The following is a 24,927-nucleotide window of genomic DNA, read 5'->3' on the forward strand; positions in this document are numbered from 1 at the left end:
TTTATTTCAACTCCAACTTATAACCGAGTCCGCGTACTGTCGTAATTTGAAAATCATCCGTTCGTTTTGAGAAACGATCTCGTAGTCGTTTCACATGAACGTCAACTGTTCGTTCATCTCCTTCAAAATCCATTCCCCATACTAATTCAATTAATTCTTCTCTTGAAAATGTTCTTCCAGGATAACTAGCCAGTTGCGATAACAATTCAAATTCTTTTAATGGAAGCAGAATTGTTTGACCGTTACACTTCACTTCAAACCCTTTTCGATCAATTGTTGTACCGTGCAGTGTAATAATATCAGCACTCAGCATTTGATAACGACGTAGTAATGCTTTCATACGGAAAATAACTTCAGCTGGCTCAAACGGTTTTACAATATAATCGTCCGTACCAGAAATGAATCCTTTTTCTTTATCAACTAACTGATCTTTCGCAGTTAATAAAATAACCGGTATATCATGATACTTCCGGATTTCCTCACATAACGTATAGCCATCAACAAACGGCATCATAATGTCCACTATCGCAAGGTGAATATTCTCTTTCTCTAATACGCCTTGCGCTACCTTTCCATCCTCTGCTTCAAAAACTTTAAACCCCTCTTTTTGTAAATGGTAATGTAACAACTCTCTAATATGCTTATCATCATCAGCTAATAAAATATGTATCATCTTCATTAAACCCTCTCTTGTTCATCCTTCTACATTTCTTACATTAAGAAACAATTGGATTTTTTGCAAGAAAAAGAAAAACAAACCAACATTTTAAGATAAATAAAAAGAATCTATTTTGAAAAAAGATTATTCAAAATAGATTCTTACGTTTTAGTATTAAGATTATTTTAATGAAAAATAAGTTCTAAGCTTTCGAAATATCAACGAATCCTTCTCCAAATACGTCACGAACATCGTGTATAGCGATGAACGCAGCCGGATCTGTAGTTTGAACAATCCGTTTTAGCTTCACTACTTCTTGCTTATTAATAACAACATAAAGAATTTCCTTCGGCGTTTTCGTGTAATAGCCATGACCTGAGTACACCGTAACCCCTCTACCCATTAAGGTAGTAACCTTCCCGGCAATTTCATTTGGGTTATCAGAAATAATCGTAATGGCTTTCTTCGGATTTAAACCTTCAATTACAAACTCCATCACTTTCGTTGCTACATATAGCATAATAATTGTTATCATCAGTTTTTCTGCACCAATGATGAAATACGATGAAAACGCAACGATTAAATCGAAGAACAGTAAACCATAGCTAATGCTCCAACCTAAATATTTATGCGTCATCCTTGCTAAGATGGTAGTACCAGCAGTTGTTCCGCCCACGCGAATAATAAGACCAATCCCGCATCCAATAAATATTCCTCCGAAAATGGCATTTACGAGCATTTCATCCGAAGCAATCGTCCAGCCTTCTGTCAAATGAAGAAATAGCGAGTTTGTAACTACAGCGATAATCGTATAAATTGTTGTAATCTTATTTAAAAACTTATAACCAGCTATTAACAAAATCGCATTTAAAATTAAGTTAACTAAGCCCGGTGACCATTCAAATAAATAGTACGTAATAATCGTGATACCTGTTACCCCACCCTCACCAAACTCATTCGGGATAACAAACAAATTAACACCTAACGCAAAAAGAAATGCACCGATAATAATAAAAATAATGTCTGTCGTTCTTTTTTTCATACAGTACCTCACTTCTTATGTAAATATTTATTCTGTCATAAACTCTCACCATTATATCGTGGAATATTCAAATCGAACAGTGGTTTATTTTTATTTTAATATAGGGTAATAAATCAACTTCATCCTACATCCACAAGTAATTAAAAAAGTAAAACAACTGTATTTATTATGTACTACAAATAAAGTTTTGATTTCACGAGCCATTCAGCCTAAAAAATGAATATAAACACTCTCACTCGCGCAAAATTTGAATACAAAGCAAATAGGCGAAGCTATAGAATAAACTTCGCATCAAGCGTGTAATCATAGAGATTTATATAAAATTTTATATTCATACATTCCAGAAATAAATTTACTTATCTTTCTCCATATATTCTTTAATCTTTCGTTCTTCCCACTCTTTTCCGAATATCCCAACTGGAAAAGTTGTCAAACCATGTATAACGATACCAATCCCCCAACCTGCAAGTGGATATAAAAACCATAATTTACTGGAATCAGAGATTATATTTATAATAAAAAGCATTACGTTCACTAGTATATAAACCGTTAAATGAATGTAAAAAGCTTTTAAATTCTCCACCCTTTTTTTAGCTCGTAAATAAACCTCATCTTGCTTCACCCTTAAACACCTCTTTCCATATTGTTTTTTCACCTTCACTCCAGTCTTAACATCATATTCTAATCGGAAATCCGTTATTCTCAAAAAACACAAAACAAAAAGTACCCATCGAATTGTCATACATATGATCATTCGATGGGTACTGCATGATACATGTTTACAAGAATCTAATTAAGACCAAATCCAAACATCATCATTATTTTCAACGTTGCTCTTTACCTCATATACTTTTTCAATATGATCCGTTGTGTTCCAGTTAATAGAACTTCCACCCCAGCCCACATACTTCATATCAATTTTCACTGTCTCACCCGTATGAAATACTTGTCCCTTCGTTAAAAAAACATCAATGATAACTTTCTTCCCGTTTAGTGATGGATACTCAACTACGACATATTTAGTAGAACCGTTTCCCTCCTCTACCATCGTTCCTACTTTTGATACTTCCCCAATCACATAATCAGGAGAGTCGTCTTCTTTCATGTGCATACCTAATTTATTTGAAGTATTTTCAACTGTATTTGCAATCATGTATTCCGTGAAATTACGCATCATAGATCCAGTAGCTTTAACCTCATCCCCTACTTTCACATTTGAGAAAGTATCCATGTATACACTAACAGGCTCTTCATATTGCTTAGATTTTACAACAATCACACCTTTATCTACTTCTATTACTCGTCCTTCTAACGTCGAGAAGTTCGACTCAATAGAAGCCGCACTCACTTTTGACAGTTCGAATCCTGGTAAATTCGTTCCTGATAATGCTGCGATCCCTAAAGCACCTGCTAAAATTAATTTTTTCATACCCATATGTAACCTCTCCATTCATGATGATTATATTTTTTGATTGGATACGACCAACCTGTAACTATTATAGTTACAGGTTGTAGAAAATAGCAACCATCTTTCTTATGCAATGTTGCATACTGTAACTTTGAAATATACAGCGAGAGAACTAGATTCTCAAATTACAAAAGCTCAGTTAATTCAAAGTCAAAATAAACCTATGAACAGGCTATAAAAAATTAAGAGCTGCTTTCAGTCCTAAAGTTAGCGAATACCTTTATAAAAACTCAATCAAAATCTATTCAACTAATTGTAAAATGAACCATGTCGAATTTCATTTTCATAAAATTCAAATTTCAAGGAGGTTTTACAAAATATTACACATAATTATTCGTATATCGTAATATAATTGGTAATTTTTTGCGATTCATTTCATTTTATCTACCACGTTTAGACAAAATGGAAAACTATAGCAAAAGGAGAGATATAGATTGAAAAAAAAAATTAGTACAGCTGTTGTAGGTTTATCGGTACTTAGCTTTGGTCTTTTTGGTGTAAATATTGGGGATGGCGGCGTTGTAAAGGCTGCACACGGGGATACTCCTGCTCCGAAATTAGATTCACATGGAGATTCATGGGCTCCTGCTTATGATCATGGAAGACCTCCTATTTCATCAAATAATAAAGGGGATACCTGGGCTCCGAAACAAGAGACACATGCTGATTTAAGCTCGAAATTAGATTCACATGCGGATACTTGGGCTCCTGCTTTCAATATTGGCGACACTCCTGCTCCGAAACTTGAGGGGCACGAACATTTCCCTGCTCCAAAACTAGAAGCTCACGGTGAAACTATTTAACATAAACCGCCTAGCTACATAGCTAGGCGGTTTATTTTTTCATTCTATTGACACCTCATGCATACTTTCTCAACTTTTATTTTAGTACTGTACATGTGACATCATTTTATTAAGATTCTATAGTCAATTCTGATCCCTCCCCCCCCAAAAAACATAGACAAAACTATAAAAACACATGGATTTACAAGCTTTAAAAAATCAGAATATTATTTATCAACAAAAAATTCCATATAATTACTTTTCATTGTGTTACCATTATAGTTACAATTATATAGAAAAATATACAAGGGGGCTAATATGAACATTTCATTAAAGGGGCATACATATACAACAAAACATTTAGAAGCTTGGTACCATGCAATCTTAACGCAAAACGTTAAGGAAGCACAAATTCAGTTTCAAGAAGCTAAAAAAGAACATGAAGAAATGCTATTGAAAGAAACAGAAACATTTCCACTTTATCACTTATATTACGCATTACTCCAGTTCCGACATACAGCTCTGACAGATGGACTATCAATCACGAAAGATAGTTTTCAAATCATAGAAGACCAAGAAAAACCAGAAGATAAACATTTATCTTATCTATTTCATTATTATAAAGCGATTCACTTAACAGCTATCAATAAATATCAGGAAGCAGACGAATATTTCTTAAAAGCACAAACACTTTTATCCGGACACAGTCAAATTGAACATGCCGATTTCTATTACCGATTTGCAACATATCATTATCATCAACAACAACCAAGTTTTGCGATTGTAAATGCTTCTAAAGCATTAGAAATTTTCGAATCGCAACACGGATGTGAAAGAAATATTTCTTCCTGTTTAAGTGTACTTGGTGCTTCTTATGTAGATGTAGGACATTTTGAACAAGCTGAGGAAAGCTATAACAAAGCGTTAGATATTCTTCAAAAATTGAATGAAGAACCCTTACAGCTTTTTGTCCGTGGTAATTTAGGGCTACTATATGCAAGTCAGAACCTATCTGAAGAAGCAATTCGTCATCTGACGCAAGTCATTGAAAAACTCCCTTCTCACTACAAAGCTATATTCTTACTTGCACAAGAACATGAAAAATTAGGACTTATAAACAAAGCAAACCACTACATTGAAATAGGGAAACAACTTATTTCTGAACTTGGTAACGAAGAGTATAAACATCACTTTGCTATATTGGAAGTTTTCACGAACCAAAATGAATTAGATCAAATTGAACCGATTGTTTTAAAAGGAATTGAATACTTCAATAGAGAATCCTTATATAGTTACGTTTCTGAATATCTTGAAAAACTAGCTCTTGCGTTTTATAACAAACAACAACATGAGAAAGCAAGTTTATACTTCTTTAATAGTACAGTAGCAAAAAAATCAAATGAAAGAGGGTTAAAAAAATGAAAAAAACAATTGGTAAAATCGCCTTAGGTATTGCATTTACGGGTATTACTGCATTGGGATTAAATGCAGGTTTCACAAATCAAGCTGGACACGCACACTTCCCATCTCCACCAGCTCCTTCTTTTTCTGAGGGCCATACTGGCGGCGCCCCTGCATTAAACATCGGTGACACTGGTGGGGCTCCTAAACAAGAAGGGCATACACATTTCCCTGCTCCAAAAGTTGAAGCTCATGGCCATACTGGCGGCGCTCCTGCTAATTCTGAAATTGGTACAAGTATTTAAGTTACCCAAATTGAAATCTATTTTGTTTACCATTTTCATATATTTACAAGGAAACCATTTGATGTAACGAATATTACGTATATACATGATTTCTATTGTGATACACTCTGCCGTAGAAAAATTCCCAATACATATGTGGTTTTCAAGTCTAAAAAATACACCTAGTAATTAGGTGTATTTTTTATTTTACCTCTCTATCTAATAATTAAAGAATACTCCCCTAAAAATCCCAACAAAAAAATCGAATAAACTACCTATACTTCAGACACTTTAGCACCACGAACATTACGATCTTTAATGACACTCCGATGCCTAAAGGCGATAGCTTTCTTGTTTAGGAAAAGCTGTAACCTCTCCATTCATGATGATTATATTTTTGGATTGAATACGACCAACTTGTAATAATTGCAGTTACACATTGCAGAAAATAGCAACCAGCTTTCTCATACAATGTTGCATACTGTAACTTTTAAATATATTCAACACGCATGCTAAATCCTTGAATCACAGCAGGTAAACAGATTAATGATGAAGAAACTAATGTCATGCATCATATTTTTCAATACTACAGTTTGTATAGTCGTAGTCCATTACATTATGTAGGAGCGGAGTTAACATGTTAAAGAAACCAAACAGATTACAGCCAGGTGATATCGTGGCAACAGTAAGTCCTTCGTGGGGAGGCGCAGGTGATTCTGAGATACGATGGCGATATGAACAAGGGGTAAAGAGATTAGAAGAAGTTTTCGGTCTTACGGTTGTTCCAATGCCGAATAGTTTAAAAGGTAGCGAATTCACTTATAACAACCCACAAGCTCGTGCGGAAGATTTAATGAAAGCATTTCAAGATACGCGCGTGAAAGCAATTATCGCAAATATTGGCGGAGAAGATAGCATTCGCTTACTTCCCTATATAGATTTTAATGTAATCCGTGAAAATCCAAAAATTTTCATGGGATACTCTGACGTTACCATTTCACACTTGTTTTGTCATAAAGCAGGAATTTCCTCTTTTTACGGTCCAGCCATTTTAACTGATTTCGCTGAAAATATAGAGATGGATCCATATACAGTCGAAATGGTAAAGCGAACTCTCTTTTCAAATGAGACAATTGGCAAGATTCAACCAGCTCCTGAATGGACAAGTGAGCGTTTAGAATGGATAGAGGTAAATAAGGATACAAGGCGTACGATGCAACAAAACAAAGGATATGAGCTACTTCAAGGCTCCACCACTGTACAAGGGCGTTTAATTGGTGGATGTATAGAAGTACTAGAATTTGCAAAAGGAACGGAGCTTTGGCCTGAAAAAAAACATTGGGAGAATAGCATCCTTTTCTTTGAAACTTCTGAAGACCATCCAGAACCAAGCTATATAAAGTATTGGTTACGAAATTACGCAGCGCAAGGCATTCTCCAAAAAGCAAAAGGAATCATTTTTGGTAAACCAAAAGACGAAATGTATTATGAAGAATATAAACATGAAATACTGCAAGTTATGAAAGAACATAACTTAGAAGATTTTCCGATTCTTTATAATTTAAATTTTGGCCATACTGAACCGAAGTTTATTTTACCTTACGGCGTGATGGCAGAAATTGATTGTGAAAATGGGTCTTTCTCTATTTTAGAGAGTGGCGTGGAATGAATAAAAACACTCTCATGAGATATGACTGTGAATGGATACTTTTTAAAAGTTTATAATTGAAGGGAGATTACGTGTATGGAAGTAACATTTACAGTAAGTAAATGGGATGAAAAACCTATCGATGATACTAAAAAAGATTTCCCTATTAATATTGCACATGTCGAATATGATATTGATGGTGAATTAAAAGGAAAAGCTTTTGTTGAATACTTATTATATTATTTAGACTCCAATATAAATGATGGTCACTTAGCTACTGCTAAAATCTCTGGATTTTTACACTTTGAAGGAATTTATAAGGGGCAACAAGGGACATTTACAGCTATAGAGCAAGGAATATTTGATAAAGGAAATTTAGATTCCCCAGGAACAATTATTAAAGCTACCGGTAACTTAGAAAAACTAAGAGGGTCCTATCATTATCAGTTTATAGGCCAAACTAGTAAACTAATTTTAGAGTTTAAATGTTAGCTAAATACCTTATAATTTAGTGGAAAGGACATTTCTTGTAATACTAGGAATGTCCTTTTTGTTGACGAGCTTATTCAAAATAAGAAATAACAGAGTATATTATCAGTATGCAGCAGTGCATATCATTTTCGTTATAGTGGAATTAAAAACCTAATCCCAAGTGACATGGCCCACACCTATTCATTACTTTTCCTATCAATTAAAGAATAATCCCCGAAAAACTCCCCTTCATAACTTCCTTTTCAAGTTGGTTCCTACATATAAACATCGCAATAATTTTTGTGCGACTTTTTTCATCGGGCTCAAATTGTTCAATGGTTACGTCACAACGAATTGTATCACCGCTAAAAACAGGACGTAAAAATTCAAAATCCATCTTGCGAGCTAGTACGTTATAATCACCGCCAATTTTTGTAGGCAATGTTGATGTTAACAGTCCTTGTACAACAAATCTCCCCTGCTCATCTGGCGTAACATGATGAACACCTTCATCTTTTGATACTTCCGTAAATAAAACAACATCCTCTTTCGTAAACGTTCGCTCAAAGGTGATTTTTTCGCCTACTTGTAATTTCATCCCTACCCCTCCTCAAAAACACTTTTAACATAAGAAAAACCGAAACTATAATCATTTCGGTTTTTCAATCTAAAGAAGTCTATTTATTTTAATGAATGTACAAACAACCCACTGCGCAGTTTCGGTTCAAACCACGTTGATTTTGGCGGCATAACTTCTCCAGCGTCTGCGATTGCTAATAAAGCTTCCATTGATGTCGGATATAATGCGAATGCTGCTTTATATTCACCGCTCTTTACAAGGCGTTCTAGTTCTTCCAATCCGCGGATTCCTCCGACAAAATCGATGCGTGAATCAGATCGCGGGTCATGTATTTCAAGTACTTGGCTTAATAAATGATCTTGCAGAATAGATACATCTAAACCTTTAACGAGATCATTCGCATCAAACGTTTCCTCTTTCACTGTAAGCTTATACCACTTCTCATTTACATACATTCCAAAAGTTTTTGGCTCATTTGGTTTATACGGTGAAAGTGATGCTTCTTCTACATAAAAGTATTGCGTGATTTGTTTTAAAAACTGTTCTTCTGATAAGCCGTTTAAATCTTTTACAACTCGGTTATAGTCCCAAATGGATAATTCATCATGAGGGAATAAAACAGATAGGAAGAAATTAAACTCTTCTTCTCCTGTGTAATTCGGATATTGTTCTCTTCGCATGAGCCCAACTTTTGCCGCTGATGCAGAGCGGTGATGCCCATCTGCAATGTACAAATTAGGAATATCTTCAAATAATTTTACTAAACTTGCAACTACTTCTTCATCAGCTATTTTCCACGCAACATGCCTAACTCCATCTTCTGCTGTAAATGTATAAATTGGCGCATGTTTTTCTTTCCAACCTGCGATGAAACGCTTTATCTCTTCTTTAGTACGATATGTTAAAAAGATAGGACCTGTATTCGCATCACACACATCTACGTGACGAATGCGATCTAGCTCTTTTTCATGACGCGTTCTTTCATGTTTTTTAATTGTATCATCTTCATACTCATCAATAGATGTACAAACGACAAGACCTGACTGCGTTCTCCCTTGCATCGTCAGTTCATAAATGTATAGTGCTGGCTCTTCGTCTTGAATAAATACTTCTTCTCGTATAAATCGATTTAAATTTTCACCCGCTTTTTCATATACACGATCATCGTACGGCGAAAGTGCCGGATCTAAATCAATTTCTGCTTTATCAACGTGTAAGAAAGAATACGGATTCCCTTTTACAACCTCTCTTGCTTCTTCACTATTTAATACGTCATACGGTAAAGCTGCAACTTCCGCTGCTTTTTCTTCTACTGGACGAATGGCCCGAAACGGTCGGATTTTTGCCAAGTTTTCCTCTCTCCTTTACACAATCATTCGTACGGCTACAACACCTGTAATTTTGCTTATATTTTCCACTATATTCTCTTTTATTATATCATCAATTCCGTTATCAATATCAATCATTGTGTACGCCCAAGAATGTTTACTACGATTAATCATATCGGCAATATTAATATGATGCTCTGCTAAACATCCTGTAATTTGTCCTACCATGTTCGGAACGTTTTGATGCATAATCGTAATTCGTTTCTTTCCGATATACGGTAATTCTACGTTTGGATAGTTTACTGAATTACGAATATTTCCTGTCTCTAAATATTCACGTAATTGGCGCGCTGCCATGATCGCACAATTTTCTTCCGATTCAGACGTAGATGCACCAAGGTGAGGCGTCGCTGTTACATTTTTCATCTTTATTACATTTTCATTCGGGAAGTCTGTTACGTAATGGGTAATAATATCTTCTTCTAATGCTGTTTGAAGAACTTTTTCATCTACAAGTTCTCCTCTAGAGAAATTGAATAAACGCATACCTTTTTTCATCTTTTCTACAGCGTGTTCACCAATAATCCCCTTCGTTTGATTCGTAAGAGGAATATGAAGTGTAATATAATCACACGTTGCGAAAATTTCATCTAAACTAAATGCTCTTTGCACATGTGTAGAAAGGCGCCATGCCGTTTCAACTGAAATATAAGGATCATATCCGACAACGTCCATTCCTAAAGCTAAAGCATCGTTCGCAACTAAAGCACCGATTGCGCCAAGGCCGATAACCCCTAGACGCTTCCCTGCAATTTCTGATCCCACGAATTGTTTTTTTCCTGATTCAACAAGCTGAGGTACTTCTTCACCTTCTAAATTTTTCGTCCAGCTTACTCCGTTAATAATGTTACGTGAAGACATAATAAGGCTGGCGATAATAAGTTCCTTTACTGCATTGGCATTCGCTCCTGGTGTATTAAATACTACAATCCCTTTTTCCGTACATCGCTCGACAGGAATATTATTTACACCAGCACCAGCTCTTGCAATTGCCTTTAATTCTTTTGAAAAATCTTCTTGATGTAAAGAATAGCTGCGAAGTAAAATGCCATCTGGGTGGTCCATTCTATCCCCTACTTCATAACGATCTCCGCTAAGTACTTGCAAACCTTTTTCCGCAATTTGATTTAACGTTTGAACACGAAACATATCCCCATCTCCCTATCTATTCTCAAGCTCAAATTCCTTCATATAATTTACTAATTGCTGTACGCCATGTACTGGCATCGCATTGTAAATACTTGCACGCATACCACCGACTGAGCGATGTCCTTTTAACGTAACAAGGCCGCGCTCTTTCGCTTTTTGTAAAAACTCATTGTTCAGCTCTTCTGATGGTGTTGTAAACGGAATGTTCATTAGTGATCGATACGCAAGGTCAACTGGTGAAGTAAACAATTTTGATTCATCTAAGAAATTGTAAAGAAGTGAAGATTTCATTCTATTCTGTTCTTCAATCGCAGATACCCCGCCTTGCTCTTTCAACCACTCTAGTACAAGTTTCGTTACGTAAATACTAAAGGTTGGCGGTGTATTATATAAGGAGTTATTTTTGCTGTAAGTTTCATAGTTTAACATCGTAGGACAAGAGCGATCTGCTCCCCCAATTAAATCTCTTTTTATAATCGCAATCGTTAATCCCGCTGGCCCTAAATTCTTTTGCGCTCCCGCATATATAAGACCGAACTTCGTCACATCATATTGTTCTGATAAAATATTCGAGGACATATCCGCAACGAGCGGTACTTTATCTAAATGTGGAATATCCACATATTTCGTTCCCTCAATTGTATTGTTCGTTGTAATATGTACATAATCTAGTTTTTCATCATTTCGTAAACCATCCAGTTTAGGAATTGTAGTAAATTTCGCTTGTTCAGAAGAGGCAATCACTTGTACTTCTCCTACTTTTTCAGCTTCTTGCATCGCCTTTTTAGACCATGAGCCAGTCAATACGTACCCTGCTTTTTTATACGTATTCATTAAGTTTAACGGTATCATAGAGAATTGTAATGACGCACCGCCTTGTAAAAACAGTACTTCATACTCATCAGGAATGCTCATTAATTCACGAAGCAAGTTACTCGCTTCATCTATAATACTTTGAAAATAAGAAGATCGATGACTCATTTCCATAATAGACATGCCTGTCCCGTTATAATTTACAAGCTCCTTTTGCACTTTCTCTAAAACTGGCAAAGGGAGTATTGATGGTCCAGCTGAAAAATTATATACTCTCTCCATCACCCTAATAACCTCCCTATTTCTCATTTTTATTAATTTTTAAACTTTCTGAATTATAACCTAAAATATAATATATGGTCAATTTGTTTTCTATTATTACGGCGTAAGACGCAATGGAATCGCTTGCATGTGCAAACTATTTTTTATACACATACAAAAAAGTGTTAAGTACATAATCGTACTTAACACTTTAATAATAAAAGAATGATAGCTAATTGTTCGTAAAGAACCGATCAAAAATTTGATAAATAGCAGAAAGACCAAAGAGCCAATAAATAGTGTCCACAAGCGCCGGCATTGAACCAAACCATTTCTCAACTACATTGTAATCTAACGCCACAAATAACCAATTCAAACCGCCAAGAATCACCAAAATTACTGTAAGGTAAGACAAAAATTTCATTATGATTGCCCCCTAGGTGATAAGATGGTGAAAGGCCTTTCACTAGAAATATATGTGGTAAAATTCAAAACTTACCTATTTAATTAAAATTATTTTCGGTACCAGCCATGTATAATTGTTTCTGCTTCTTTACTATGTATTTGATATGCATGCGTACTATTATGAGAGCCAATAAACCAAATAGAAAAACCTTTAAAATACGGTTTCGTTTCTAACACTTCTCGGTAAGCACGCCACCCGTTTCGTTGTACATCTTTTGAAAACACATTTGAAACATCTGGATTCCACGGATTTTGTAATCCAAGCTCACGCGCCGGAACGTTAAATCCACCAAAATAAACCGGCTTTCCTGTTGCTTTATGTAATTGTTCCAACTGCTGCACAACATTTTGCCCACGATTATACACTGTCGTCGCAAATAAACTTTTCTTTACTTCTTCGTATGTTGGATTTCTTTTCCCTGAAACTTCAAACCAACTATCGATACTTACAATATCCACTTTTTTTAAATACGGACGATTGATTTTCTCTTTAAACTTCGCTTCATACGAAAGATCCCAACTTGCTGTTAACCACCAATTCATTTGATACAAAACATTTCCTTTATACTGCTTACGAACAAAATCAATCGTATCGCTCCAGTATCCCTCTGCATATTCCATATTCACGAAATTAGAGGCAATCTTGAGTCCATACACATTGTATTTACTTGTAATGGAATGAAAGATATCTTGCAAAACAACTGTTTTCCAATTCCAGAAGAAATCATTCATATTACTCGGATTCCATTCCGTTTCCCCAACATTTCCTTGCTGAATATACGGGAACGGTTCCACTATAACTTGAATATTACGCTTTAATAATTCTTGAATTAAAATAATAGCCTTTTTCTTTTGCGCTTGATTAATTACCATATTAGTAGAAGTAACATTCGGAATATCAACTTGAATCGGTACATTTACTGTATTTAAATTTAAGCGATTCACATCTGCTAATACTTTCGATACATTTTCAACTTCCCATACCGTTACGTTTCCTGACTTTATTTTTCCAGATTGAACAGTATTCATATCTGCCTGTACATTTCCTTGGAAACAAAAAGAAAACAACATCATACACACTCCTAAAAAACTTACTAAACTCTTATTTCTCTTCACATCTTTCCTCCTATTATTTTTGACATACTTGCTTATTCTATACAACGTTTCACATATATTCCATATAAAAAAGAGTGGAATTTTCATCCATAAAAATGCTATTCATCCTTTATTCACACCTTATTCATACTAACCTCCTAAAAATAGTAAGGTAAATAAAAAAGGAGCTTATTTCCGCTCCTTTTTTGTCCTTATACAATTGAAATTATCGCCTTCCTTCTAACGGCCTAACTAAATTATATTTTTCGTATAAATAAATTTTTATACTCATAAATGTATCAAAAAATTTTATCTATATTCGCTTTTTGTTTGTATTACTTTTACATTTACTTCATTCGTAGTTCTTTCATTTCTTTGGATATTCATAATTGCACCTCAATCGTATTCACATATAACATCTGCCTAATTATGAATGCATGAGTTAACTATATTTTTCTAATATTTTTAGGAGCATCTTATTTCGCCTCGTCATATTTCACTAATTGAATTTACAACACATCCATATGCTATTTCGTGGAATTTACTATTCGAGACGTAATTATTGCAGTAATTAATATAATAATAGCGGTTATCAAGCCAGATTCTCCAATCCAAATCTCAGTTTGATACCCTGTACTTGCACGTGCGAAAGGTCCTTGAATAATGGCATTCCAAGTAGCATGGATGATAACCGAAGGCCAAATGCTACCTGTGATAAGTCGTAAATAAGCTATAATATAACCAAATGGTACAATACAAAGATAGATACCAAGTACTGAAAGAACGACAGATGGTCCCGCTACATATAGACCAGCAATAACTATTGGAACATGCCACGTTGCCCAAATCAATCCACTAATAAGGATGGGCCGTGAAAACTCTGCATCGACTAGCCTTGTGAGCATATAACCTCGCCAACCCATTTCTTCTCCCAAAACTGGGATTAAGTTAAGCAAACTTCCGAAAATGCCGCTCAATACTACTAGATAAATGAAGCTGAATGGTGCCGTTACATACTGAAGCCCAAGCATATTGTAGATCGGTTCTAACATCATACCACCTTCGGGATACTGAAACCCTGCAATTCCACTCAACCAGGCGATAGAATAAGTAATTCCACAAATAATCATAGGGATTAGCAGAGCAAAACCGATTCCCTTCCATATCTTTAAGTTACCGAGACTAAAAGATACATCTTTAAACCCTTCTTTCAGTATTATGCGAGTCAAAATAGAAGATAATGCTGGGGTAAACATATATACCACAATAAGCGCCCTACTTTCCGTAATTATTACTCCTACATTTAAAATAATAGAAGTAATGATTAAGATACTCAGAAAGAGTTGAAGTCCTATTTTAGCACGTTGGATTTTATCTTTATTATGGAACGATTTTGCGTGTAATATCATTGTAATCCGCCCTTCCCCTTTCATTTACTTCTTGTCATTTCTACAGACACAACTTAGAATAAAACATTTTTGTATACAGATTCATTCATCTTTAAACTCCCTCCCCCATTTATAGTCTAGTCTTACTTACGACTCATCCATGTAATTATTATTTATAAGTTGTCATAGCCGATAGTACAAAAGTGTAATGATTAGCATATGACCTGTGTCAATTAACCTTATGACAATATGTAACTAGAAAATATGATATGGGATAGATAACAATTGAATTAAGGCAATTGATTTGCGCAAGTACATGAATCAATCTTGCTTTTACAAATAATTCAATTGAGGTGGAAAAAATGAATAAGAAAAGCATAATTGCAATGGTTAGTACAGCTTTATTAGTCACAGGATGTGTAGAAGTAGGAAAGGCTCAAACAGTAGCAGTCGAAAATTCAGGTCAATCAATCCAAAAAACTATAGTTAAATCCATACAATCACAGGCTTACCCATTAAAAACGATAGAGCCGTCAAAATCATTTGAGGATTTAAAACCACTTAAGAAAATGATTGGGAGCGCACAATATGTAGGATTAGGCGAGAATACTCATGGAAGCTCTGAAATTTTCACTATGAAGTTTCGCCTTGTGAAATATTTGGTTACTGAGATGGGTTTTACAAATTTCACAATGGAAGAAGATTGGGGAAACGGCTTAAAACTAAATGAATATATCCAAACAGGAAAAGGAAACCCTAGGGAATTTTTAAACTTTTTATATCCTACTGATGAGATTATAGCCATGATTGAGTGGATGAAAGATTATAATGCTGATCCATCCAATAAAAAAAAGATCCAATTTATTGGGCTTGACTTAAAGGAGATGGACCAAAGCTGCTTTAATAAAGTAATTGATTATGTAAGGCTGCATCGACCAGATTTGCTGACAGAAGTAGAAGAAAATTATAAAGAATTGTCGGCTTTTAATGGCAGTGTAAAGGAATATATGGACCTTGCTCCTGAAATAAAGGAAAAGTTCAAAGCAAACGCTGAGAGAGTAGCTCAATTACTAAAAGATGAGAATGGGCAAGCCAATACAGAAATAGTTTCATCCGAGTACATCTGGGCGAAAGCAACGGCAAGTGCAATAGAGAAATTTACCACAATGCTAATTCCTAACGACTATCCAAGTATGTTAAAGCTACATGAGCAATATTTGGCCGATCATGTAATGTGGGCACAAGAGACATTGGGTGGTAAAACGATGGTATGGGGACACAATATTCATATCGCTAAAGGAATTTTTGATGAGGAATTATACCCTTATGTTGCGGGGCAGAATTTGAAGGAACGTTTAGACAATAATTATGTCACAATTGGCAGTACAACTACGGAGGGGAATTTCACCTTATACAACGACACCGGAGATAAGATTATAACAAATCCGATTCCACAAGATGTAAATAGTTTCAATTATACCCTTGGAAAAGTACCATATAAAATGTTTTTATTGGATAACCGTCACCTTAAAGGACCGGCAGAAAAATGGGTTAAAGCAAAAAGACCATTACTAAGTATAGGGGCACGACTCTTACCGAACCAATTGGCATACTTTGATACGTCATTGCTTGAGCAATTTGATATTATGTTTCATATTCGAAAAACAAGTCCATCTCATATTAAATAAAAGCACAAAACAATCCCGTTCTTGCAGATGCAAGAACGGGATTGTTTTATGGTGATTCATATAAGCATCTTTTTTAACCAGAAGTAGGTTACTCTCCCCTTTTTAGCATCATTTAAAAATGTCATATGACACTTTTACACTAGTGAGAATGACAAAAAAAGCAGTACAATTCGGTTATTACATAGATAGGAGCGAGAACTTTATGAAATCAAGATTCATCCAGAATGGTTATTTTTTATTGCTAACTTTCGTTACAGGATTGTTTTATTTTTGTTTTTATCTAATAGCTCTGCTATTCAGCTTCACCCTTTCATTTACGGTAATTGGGATTCCACTAGTTATACGCGTACTACAGACTACGACACCTTTTATCCAATTCGAGCGCATACAGACGAAAATTTATACAGATATTTCAACAGACTCTTATGATAGAAGTATAACAATAGATACATCGAACTGGGCTCAGGTAAAATTAGTGCTTACTGATCGTCGCAATTGGTCTGCTGTCTTTTGGTTAATGCAGAAATTAGTAATTGGTATGTTCAGTCTCATTAGCGCAATCATTTTTTATGTAATGCCACTTATGTTGCTGTTGGCACCACTACTGTATCAATACATCGAAATGAACATTATATTCATACAGATAGATACCTTTACTAAGTCACTCATTGTAATGTTTATGGGTATAGCATTTACCGCCATAAGTATTAGAATAGTAGATGGTTGGACAAAGAAAATTGGGGGCTATACACGTAGCATGATTCGGCAACTAAATCGATAGAAGTTTGCCTTCTGTAAGAGAATTGCAGTGTAAAATTAAAAAGTTTAACAATGTATGAAGGATTAATTTATAATATAGGAAGTAAAAAGGTAGGCTATTTAGGGGGTAAATAACTTGTTAGATATGGTTAAGTATTGGGTTTGGTACGATTGGATTATGTTAGGAGTCCGTATACTTGTTAGTGTCTCTATCGCCATAACCACATTAGATTTTCAGGATAGTTTAACATTGCCACTTTGGATTATTATTCTTTGGGAAATTATTGCCTTCTCTGTTCCATGGGTAGCCTTACTATTCAATTATAAATATTATTTGTTCACAGAAATACTGCTATATGGTGGACTGTGTATATATTTAACTTCTTTATTTCCGGGAGCTAACGTTACATTTCTTATATCGGCTTTTCTGATTGCTGCGAATAGTCAGCATTTGTCCTATTATTGGACAGCTCCAACAACAGTCTTTATAACAACTGGAATTTTCTATGCGGTTGCGCCAAGTAATAGCTATTGGATTATGGTTACCTATTATGGACTTGCTTATGTAATGGGCTTCGCTTTCCATTTATTAATCGTCAATCATAAGCAAAATGAAGCGATTCGTAAGCAAAACGCGGTACTTGAGCAATATATGTCTCAGATTGAACGCATTACACTGGCAGAAGAACGGAACAGACTGTCGAGTGAGCTTCATGATACAGTTGGTCACGCTTATACTTCTATTATTATGGGGATGGAAACGTTGCGTACCGAACTTGCTACTGAGATGGGTATACAGAGGCTAGATTCTCTGCTTGAAATGGGACGGAAAAGCATCGAGGACGTGAGAGGTTACCTACATCAAATGGATTCTCCGTGTCAATCGCCTTCCTTGATTCAATCTCTACAAAATCTTGGAGCCGAATTTCAGGAGCACGCTCAGGTAAATGTAAGTTTTAGGACATTCGGAGAGGAATATCAACTATCTCGGCAAGCAAAGATCGCATTCATTCGTTGCTTACAAGAGTCCCTTACGAACGCAGTACGTCATGGTCAGGGGACTGAAATTATAGTTTCATTGCAGTTTGACGAACAATATACGAGGTTAGAAGTTCAAGATAATGGAAAAGGAAATGTAGAATGGCAGGAAGGCTTCGGTATGAATGCGATGAAAGAACGGGCAATGAATTTGCAAGGTCATTTGTCTGTATATACAAAGCCAGAGGAAGGAATGCTTGTTACATGCACCATACCGCGACAAACTGAAATAAAAGATGGACTTATTCGTTTATTAATTGTAGACGATCAACCATTTGTTCGGGAAAGTTTAAGGACACTACTCGATAGATATGAAGATTTACATGTAGTCGGTTTGGCTGAGGATGGCAATCAAGCCATCGATTTGTGTGGGCGCCTTCAACCCCATGTTATACTTATGGATTTAGATATGCAGCACATGGATGGAATCGAAGCAACCAAAAGGATCAAACAACAATGGCCACATATCCGCGTATTGATTTTCACAACGTTTCAGGATACCGAACAGGCGTTGGAATCACTTCGCAACGGTGCGGATGGTTTTTTACTCAAATCTATTGAAACGTTAGAGCTAGCTAATACGATCCGACTTATTCACAAAGGTGGGACACTAATCGATCAGGGAATGTCTCACAAAATATTTGAGAAGTTTGATGAGCAAAAAGAGACACCACAATCAAAAGCAACCGCTTATGAGCTAACAGCTAGGGAAATAGAAATATTGCAGCTAGTAGCAAAAGGACTTCGTTACACTACCATAGCATCAAGATTATATTTATCGAGTGGCACAGTCAGAAATTATGCTTCCACAGCTTATACAAAGTTAGGAGTCCGTAACAAAGAAGAAGCTGTTCAAAAGGCTCTAGAAGTTGGAATTATTGAATAACAACATGTTTTGCGGTATATAAAAATGAGTAACAAAGAAACAGAACGCTTTGTGTGGTTTCTTTTGTAACAGAGTAAATAAGGCCCGTTATCGTATAAGTAAATGTTAAAACATTTACTGTTTTGTCATAATAAAATCATTGAATCTTATCCTCTAAAATACAAAAGCCTACTATCAATTTAACTGATAGTAGGCTTTTAATATTACTTAAGAACTTGGTTATGTTCTAATTTAACAATTTCCATCAGTGGAGATATTATCACTTCGGCTCTAAAGTTAACACTTTCCCCTCTATCCCATCCGTATTCAACGTAGTCGTATGATACGTTCCATTTACCCAATCATCGATTTGATCATGGTACCAATCACTTCTAAAATGTCCCGATTGTCCTGGCCCTACGATATGATAACCATTTGACATATCTTTCGTATCAATCACAAATCGCCATGAAGCTCCGTGATTGACAATACCGTTATCTCCGTAACTCGCTGCTTGGACTGTAACTTGGCTTCCACCGATTGGAACTGGTTTTTCGCGATTAAATGCGAGTAGTGCTAACATACTAGATGATTTTGAAATTGGATGTGTAAAAGCAAGTTGATGGTAATCGCCCCACTTCCACTCCGCAACATTCGGTCCATATTCCTTCTGCAATTTCTTCATTACATTTTCATACGATGTATGCACAACTTTCGTGAAACCTCCATACTTCGAAAACCAAGCGCTATTTTCTCCTGCTACTTCTTTTCGAATCAATTCATCAACTACTTGTGACTTCCCTTCAAATAACTCCATCACATCTTTCGGTATTTCTTTTGAAAATAACGTATTCGAAATCTCTTTCATTAATAAATGGAAAAGTAATGGTGCCGCTTCATCTTTACTATCGTAAAAATTCCATTTTGTTAATTGTTTTACGCCTTCTTTCTCTACTTCATTTAAAGATACTTTATTTAACTCCTTTAACAATATAGGAGTAAACTCTTTCCCGTATAAATTTTTTTGATCCATCTGTAACTCTTCTAAATCTTTAACCGTATATTTTTCCTTCTCTTGTAAAAACTCTTGAATACGCATTTGTCTATACGGCTGCGCCCACGTATTACTAATATGGTACGGATAATGATCATCCACAATTTTATTATTCGCAGTTGAAATAAACCCTTGTTTTGGATTTATTACTTTTGGAAGTTGATCATATGGGATATACCCTTCCCATTCATATTCATCTGTCCATCCTGGCACTGGTAAACTACCATCACCTTTTTTACGCACTGGTATATTTCCATTCGCTTTATAAGCAATTGTGCCATCGTTTGATGCAAATACAAAGTTTTGAGTTGGTGTATGAAAATCTTGAAGTGCCGTTTCAAACTCATTCCAATCTTTCGCCTTATTCATATTTAATACAGCCTTTAACTCAGCGGAAGGCTCCAAAGCAGTCCATTTCAAAGCGAATACCGTTTTCGTTTTCTCTTTCCCTTTATCCGCAAACTCTGAAATGACTGGACCATGCCTCGTAACCGTCACTTTATACGGAATTGTTTTCCCGCCTTTTACTTTAATAGATTCATCAACAACTGTAGCTTTTTCCCACTTATCGTTATACAAAAATTCATTTTCATTATTAGGATTTCTCTTCTCAATATATAAATCTTGCACATCAGGACCAGTATTCGTAACGCCCCATGCTATTTTGTCATTGTGACCTAATATAACACCTGGTACGCCTGCGAAAATAACGCCACTCACATGTAAATCTTTCATTTCGAGTTGCGATTGATACCAAATAGAAGGCGTCGCAAGAGATAAATGAGGATCATCTGCTAAAATCGGCTTACCAGATGCACTCTTCTCACCGCTTATGACCCAGTTATTACTACCGTTAAACTCAGGTGGAATGATTGTTTTTGCAAAACTTTGTGCTACGTCCACATTTGTATTCTTCAGTTCCGCTAGCAATCTAGGCGCATCTTTCGGATATGTAGGAAATAGCTCATTTGCTTGCTCTTTCGGTAAATTTTTCAGCGCCCAATATCGAAACGCCTGTCCGTGCCAATGTCCACCTAAATCAAACGCCATATACTTTCCAATCGTTAACGTATCAACAATAGACCATTCAGCAGGTTCATAACCTAATATAGTAAACTCAACTGGCAATTTCTTTTCCTCTTTTGCCTCGCGTATAAAAGCGTTCACCCCATCAGCAAATGACTGCAGGGCATACTTCGCTTCTCCGTCATATTGACTAACAGACGCTTCGGCTGCTCGCCGTAAACCGAGCGTTCGAAACAACTTATCTCGATCAACAGCTGCTTCCCCTACAACTTCACTTAACATCCCAGAAGCTTGCCTTCTACTTAAGTCCATTTGAAACAAGCGATCTTGCGCTTGTACATACCCTTGCGAAAAATATAAATCATGTGCATTTTCCGCTTTAATATGCGGTACCCCTTTACTATCTCGCTTTACAGTAACAGCATGTTGTATGTCCTCTAGCTTTATCGTTCCATCTATCTTTGGCACAGAACTAAGTGTATATATGTTCAAAAAAATCACTGTACAAATAACGAACAAAAGAACGATACTACTAGACCAAATGAAAATTCTCTTCCCTCTAGTTCGTTTCTTCTTTATGACGACTTCCATATAACCCCTCCTTTCTCAAACTATTCGCTCCTATTTAAGGAAGAACCTTTTAGAAAAGTTAAAAAACCCAGACTATGGATCATACAAACTACATACATCTCCCTTATGTATGCCTTTCTTTCCTTCAAAGAAATCTACTCTACCTTTTTTACACCAATTCCTCAAAATTCCCTTCACATAAGCAAGTGTTCGCTTATTCTGTTCAAACGCAATCTTCAGAGCCTCTAATACTCTCTCTCCTGAAACTTTTTGTATCCACTCTTTCAATTCCTTCACGATATAGGGAGATAGACTACTTATATGTTGTTCGTAAAACTTATACACTTCACTATGCGAAGTATCCTCTTCTATAACTTCCTCCTCAGCAACTACTTCTAAACTACTATTATCCTCTTCTGCCGGCATACCAAAATACTCTAATAACAATGGAATCTTCCATTCTTCTTCCAGACATGTACGTAAAAACATATGTACGAACTCTTTATTTTTCACAGTCTTTAATTCACGTAACACACACTTTTCTACATTCGTATTTACAATAGGGTTATAGTGTATCCAATTTAGTATGTATACCTCTTTCGTTTCCGCATCATATAAAATCTTCCCGTATTCCACAAATCTACTTAACAACTTCTCAACAGTTTCCATACTGTAGCCTGTTTCCAGTTCAGCAACACGCTTTGGTAATACGTAAATTCCACATTGCTTCGTTTTTGTACCAGTTAACAAATATATATAAAAATAACGCTCCTCTGGCGTTAAATCTAATATGAATTCATCTTGCCAAAAGTTCACTTGCACATTACGGTACACCGCCATATGTTTACCTCCTCCTTTTATTCATCAAAAGGCAGATTTCAATCCTTCCATATACATATAGGAAGGAGGGCTTGGTTTTTGCGTTTGAATTTCAAATTTTTTTAACTACTACAACGACGGTTTTATTTTTTCGTGCTTTTTTGTTCTTGTAGTTGTTTTTGTTTTGTTTTTTCTTAGTGATTTATTACTTGGTAGGTGCTTATAAGGGGCTTGGAAGGGGCTTCATAGGGGCTAAAAAAAAGGAGCTGTTCCAAATTTTCATGTTGGATAGCTCCTTTACCATTCTTTCTATTTTTGACTTGCATCTAACATCTTCACTAAAAAGGCTGCTGCTTCACCACGAGTTGTTGTACCTTTAGGATTAAACTTGTTATCTCCAACACCAGTAACTACCTGTAAGCTGTATAATCGCTGAACAGGCTGTTTGTATGCGATCGAATGTTGATCACTAAATGGTAATGCGACTACATTACCTGTAACACCTTTATACTGTAATGCCTTGTCAATCATAACTGATGCTTCTTCACGAGTGATTGGTGCATTCGGGTCAAAAATGCCTCCACCACGACCGCTAATAATTCCTGCACTTGCACTACGCTTTATACCATTATGAAGTGACGGATGCGCTTTGTTAATATCTACAAATGTTTTATTTCCTTCTGGTAATTGAAGAGCATTTGAGATTAATGTCGCAAACTCAGCTCTCGTTACATTACGATAAGGCGCAAATACACCATTTCCTTCCCCGCTCATAATACCTAGACTGTATAGTTTACGAATATGTCCTTCAAACCATCCACCTGTAATATCATCTTTTGGTTTTTGTACTTCTTCTTTTGGTACATTATAGTTTATCTTAATCCAACTTGGATTATAGAAGATCCACTCATTATTGCCTACTTTATACCAGCCGTTTTTAACTGCTAACACTTTGTAACGGTCACCTTTTGAAGCCTTACGAACGGTTTGATGTTCAAGTCCTGCACCGCTACGTACATTTATACCGTCACCATTAACGACTAGCTCCATACTAGGCTCCGCTGGATTAAATTCATTTGAATCAAATCGCTCGTTTCTTTCTTGTAAAGGCGCGTCAATTTGTGCATTAATATTTGCATACCATTGAATACCTTGTACGAACCCATTCCAATTTCCACGAGAAATTAAAATATCAGGACAGTTTTTTCCGCTCCATTGTTGATGCCTATAAATGTGGTCCGCGCTAATTCCTTCTTTATTCATTAAGTAACCTGCAAGTCGCTTCGCATTCTCTAACGCTTTATTGTAATCTCCATCTTGGTTAACTGAAATTTCAATACCGATAGACTCTCTGTTTCCTGAGCCATCACCATCTCCTGCATGCCAACCGTTTTCATTTGTTGGTAAGTGCTGATAGATTTGTTTATCGTCTACAGTAAAATGCCATGAAGCTGTTCGGAACGTACCTTCCGTTGCTTGTTTATACAAATACTTCGCATGATTTTCAGCATTCGCACCACGAGCTGTATTTGCAGTCTCATGAATTGTAATATAACGTGCTTTCATCGGATTAGCCGGGCGAATATCAGAATTTCCTGCTGGAACAATCCACTCTACAAATGGAGTGCCTGCAAGTGTCCCATATTTCTTTGTAGTCGTCGATGCACTATACTGAATAGCTCTTGGCTTTTCAACTGGCTTCATTTCGCGAGTGGAACCATCATTTCGACCGTCTACATGTTCAAATGCCTTTTCAATATTTGAAACCGCTTCATCTTCCGCTACTTGACCTGTTTTCGCTTCTTTCATTTTATGTAACTCTTCTGTTTCATCATGTTTATGTTTATATTCTTCTAAAAGAATTTTCTCATTCTCTGATACTTCCGCTGCGTTAATTTGCATGTGATCTGGAGTTTCTAGATTAAAATTCGAATAACTTAATCCGCTCGTTCCAACTTCCCCTTGTGCAATACGAAGTTGATCCGTTTGAAGATTTTTATTCTCTTCTGCTGATATTGCTAAAGGGGCGCTCCCTAACATTACTAAACTTGTTGATAGTGCAATTACTCTTTTTTTTATGATTGTATTCATTGCTGTAATCGATACCTACACTGTTCGTGTAGTATCTCAACCTCCCTTTATATTCTCATTAGTAATAGACTATGAATCTACTATGTACTTTTAACAAACCCTTTTTACATTCACCCTTTTATAA

22 protein-coding genes are annotated in these 24,927 nt (G+C 35.8%); 8 read left to right on the forward strand and 14 right to left on the reverse strand.

Annotated features, from left to right (window positions below):
- Position 1: 1 nt before the first annotated feature.
- From FOT98_RS00225 to FOT98_RS00240, 4 genes are all read right to left on the reverse strand, one after another.
- Positions 2-679 carry a response regulator transcription factor gene (locus FOT98_RS00225; protein WP_000781971.1) on the reverse strand — a complete coding sequence of 226 codons (678 nt, stop codon included), beginning with the start codon at positions 677-679 and terminating at the stop codon, positions 2-4.
- A gap of 181 nt (positions 680-860) precedes the next feature.
- Positions 861-1,700 carry a YitT family protein gene (locus FOT98_RS00230; RefSeq protein WP_000747488.1) on the reverse strand — a complete coding sequence of 280 codons (840 nt, stop codon included), beginning with the start codon at positions 1,698-1,700 and terminating at the stop codon, positions 861-863.
- 352 nt (positions 1,701-2,052) lie between these two features.
- The gene (locus FOT98_RS00235; protein ID WP_063261403.1) at positions 2,053-2,322 is read right to left on the reverse strand and encodes a 2TM domain-containing protein; all 270 of its coding nucleotides are present in this window, start codon (positions 2,320-2,322) and stop codon (positions 2,053-2,055) included.
- A gap of 171 nt (positions 2,323-2,493) precedes the next feature.
- Positions 2,494-3,135: an ATP F0F1 synthase subunit alpha gene (locus tag FOT98_RS00240; protein WP_063261404.1), complete on the reverse strand. Its 642-nt coding sequence runs from the start codon at positions 3,133-3,135 to the stop codon at positions 2,494-2,496.
- Between the two features lie 467 nt (positions 3,136-3,602).
- Here FOT98_RS00240 and FOT98_RS00245 point away from each other — a divergent pair, with 467 nt between their 5' ends.
- The 5 genes from FOT98_RS00245 to FOT98_RS00265 all read left to right on the forward strand — a co-directional run bounded on the left by FOT98_RS00245 (position 3,603) and on the right by FOT98_RS00265 (position 7,775).
- Positions 3,603-3,971, forward strand: coding sequence for a hypothetical protein (locus FOT98_RS00245; protein ID WP_063261405.1), 369 nt, complete (start codon positions 3,603-3,605; stop codon positions 3,969-3,971).
- Between the two features lie 297 nt (positions 3,972-4,268).
- Positions 4,269-5,372 carry a tetratricopeptide repeat protein gene (locus FOT98_RS00250; protein ID WP_063261406.1) on the forward strand — a complete coding sequence of 368 codons (1,104 nt, stop codon included), beginning with the start codon at positions 4,269-4,271 and terminating at the stop codon, positions 5,370-5,372.
- Positions 5,369-5,656, forward strand: a complete 288-nt coding sequence (locus FOT98_RS00255) for a hypothetical protein (protein WP_063261407.1) — start codon at positions 5,369-5,371, stop codon at positions 5,654-5,656. Before FOT98_RS00250 ends, FOT98_RS00255 begins: the two co-directional genes overlap by 4 nt.
- Positions 5,657-6,272: 616 nt before the next feature.
- On the forward strand, positions 6,273-7,304 hold the full coding sequence (locus FOT98_RS00260; protein ID WP_063261408.1) for a S66 family peptidase: 1,032 nt from the start codon (positions 6,273-6,275) through the stop codon (positions 7,302-7,304).
- 75 nt (positions 7,305-7,379) lie between these two features.
- Complete coding sequence (locus tag FOT98_RS00265; protein ID WP_063261409.1) at positions 7,380-7,775, forward strand: DUF3224 domain-containing protein; 396 nt, start codon at positions 7,380-7,382, stop codon at positions 7,773-7,775.
- Between the two features lie 199 nt (positions 7,776-7,974).
- Here the strand turns inward: FOT98_RS00265 and FOT98_RS00270 are convergent, their stop codons facing one another.
- The 7 genes from FOT98_RS00270 to FOT98_RS00300 all read right to left on the reverse strand — a co-directional run bounded on the left by FOT98_RS00270 (position 7,975) and on the right by FOT98_RS00300 (position 14,914).
- Positions 7,975-8,352, reverse strand: coding sequence for a hotdog family protein (locus FOT98_RS00270; RefSeq protein WP_063261410.1), 378 nt, complete (start codon positions 8,350-8,352; stop codon positions 7,975-7,977).
- 83 nt (positions 8,353-8,435) lie between these two features.
- Positions 8,436-9,683: a DUF1015 domain-containing protein gene (locus FOT98_RS00275; RefSeq protein WP_063261411.1), complete on the reverse strand. Its 1,248-nt coding sequence runs from the start codon at positions 9,681-9,683 to the stop codon at positions 8,436-8,438.
- A 15-nt stretch (positions 9,684-9,698) separates the two neighbouring features.
- A complete protein-coding gene (locus FOT98_RS00280) occupies positions 9,699-10,871 on the reverse strand; it encodes a 3-phosphoglycerate dehydrogenase family protein (RefSeq protein WP_063261412.1) in 1,173 nt (390 codons plus the stop codon).
- Positions 10,872-10,883: 12 nt separating this feature from the next.
- Positions 10,884-11,966: a 3-phosphoserine/phosphohydroxythreonine transaminase gene (serC, locus tag FOT98_RS00285; RefSeq protein ID WP_063261413.1), complete on the reverse strand. Its 1,083-nt coding sequence runs from the start codon at positions 11,964-11,966 to the stop codon at positions 10,884-10,886.
- A gap of 211 nt (positions 11,967-12,177) precedes the next feature.
- Complete coding sequence (locus FOT98_RS00290) at positions 12,178-12,369, reverse strand: DUF378 domain-containing protein (protein WP_000670802.1); 192 nt, start codon at positions 12,367-12,369, stop codon at positions 12,178-12,180.
- Positions 12,370-12,458: 89 nt separating this feature from the next.
- The gene (locus tag FOT98_RS00295; RefSeq protein WP_063261414.1) at positions 12,459-13,526 is read right to left on the reverse strand and encodes a glycoside hydrolase family 113; all 1,068 of its coding nucleotides are present in this window, start codon (positions 13,524-13,526) and stop codon (positions 12,459-12,461) included.
- A gap of 506 nt (positions 13,527-14,032) precedes the next feature.
- The gene (locus tag FOT98_RS00300; RefSeq protein WP_063261415.1) at positions 14,033-14,914 is read right to left on the reverse strand and encodes a CPBP family intramembrane glutamic endopeptidase; all 882 of its coding nucleotides are present in this window, start codon (positions 14,912-14,914) and stop codon (positions 14,033-14,035) included.
- Between the two features lie 341 nt (positions 14,915-15,255).
- Here FOT98_RS00300 and FOT98_RS00305 point away from each other — a divergent pair, with 341 nt between their 5' ends.
- The 3 genes from FOT98_RS00305 (at position 15,256) to FOT98_RS00315 (ending at position 19,264) form a co-directional block, all read left to right on the forward strand.
- Positions 15,256-16,581: an erythromycin esterase family protein gene (locus FOT98_RS00305; RefSeq protein ID WP_063261416.1), complete on the forward strand. Its 1,326-nt coding sequence runs from the start codon at positions 15,256-15,258 to the stop codon at positions 16,579-16,581.
- A gap of 202 nt (positions 16,582-16,783) precedes the next feature.
- The gene (locus tag FOT98_RS00310; RefSeq protein ID WP_063261417.1) at positions 16,784-17,362 is read left to right on the forward strand and encodes a sensor domain-containing protein; all 579 of its coding nucleotides are present in this window, start codon (positions 16,784-16,786) and stop codon (positions 17,360-17,362) included.
- Between the two features lie 114 nt (positions 17,363-17,476).
- Positions 17,477-19,264, forward strand: a complete 1,788-nt coding sequence (locus FOT98_RS00315; protein WP_063261418.1) for a helix-turn-helix transcriptional regulator — start codon at positions 17,477-17,479, stop codon at positions 19,262-19,264.
- Between the two features lie 259 nt (positions 19,265-19,523).
- On the opposite strand, the gene FOT98_RS00320 is transcribed toward FOT98_RS00315, so the two are convergent.
- The 3 genes from FOT98_RS00320 to FOT98_RS00330 form a co-directional block, all read right to left on the reverse strand.
- Complete coding sequence (locus FOT98_RS00320; protein WP_063261419.1) at positions 19,524-21,914, reverse strand: penicillin acylase family protein; 2,391 nt, start codon at positions 21,912-21,914, stop codon at positions 19,524-19,526.
- A gap of 72 nt (positions 21,915-21,986) precedes the next feature.
- On the reverse strand, positions 21,987-22,733 hold the full coding sequence (locus FOT98_RS00325; RefSeq protein WP_063261420.1) for a DnaD domain-containing protein: 747 nt from the start codon (positions 22,731-22,733) through the stop codon (positions 21,987-21,989).
- 288 nt (positions 22,734-23,021) lie between these two features.
- Positions 23,022-24,803, reverse strand: coding sequence for an S-layer homology domain-containing protein (locus FOT98_RS00330; RefSeq protein WP_063261421.1), 1,782 nt, complete (start codon positions 24,801-24,803; stop codon positions 23,022-23,024).
- Between the last annotated feature and the right edge of the window lie 124 nt (positions 24,804-24,927).

The sequence above is a fragment of the Bacillus sp. HY001 genome (genome assembly GCF_007558965.1).
GTDB lineage: Bacteria > Bacillota > Bacilli > Bacillales > Bacillaceae_G > Bacillus_A > Bacillus_A mobilis.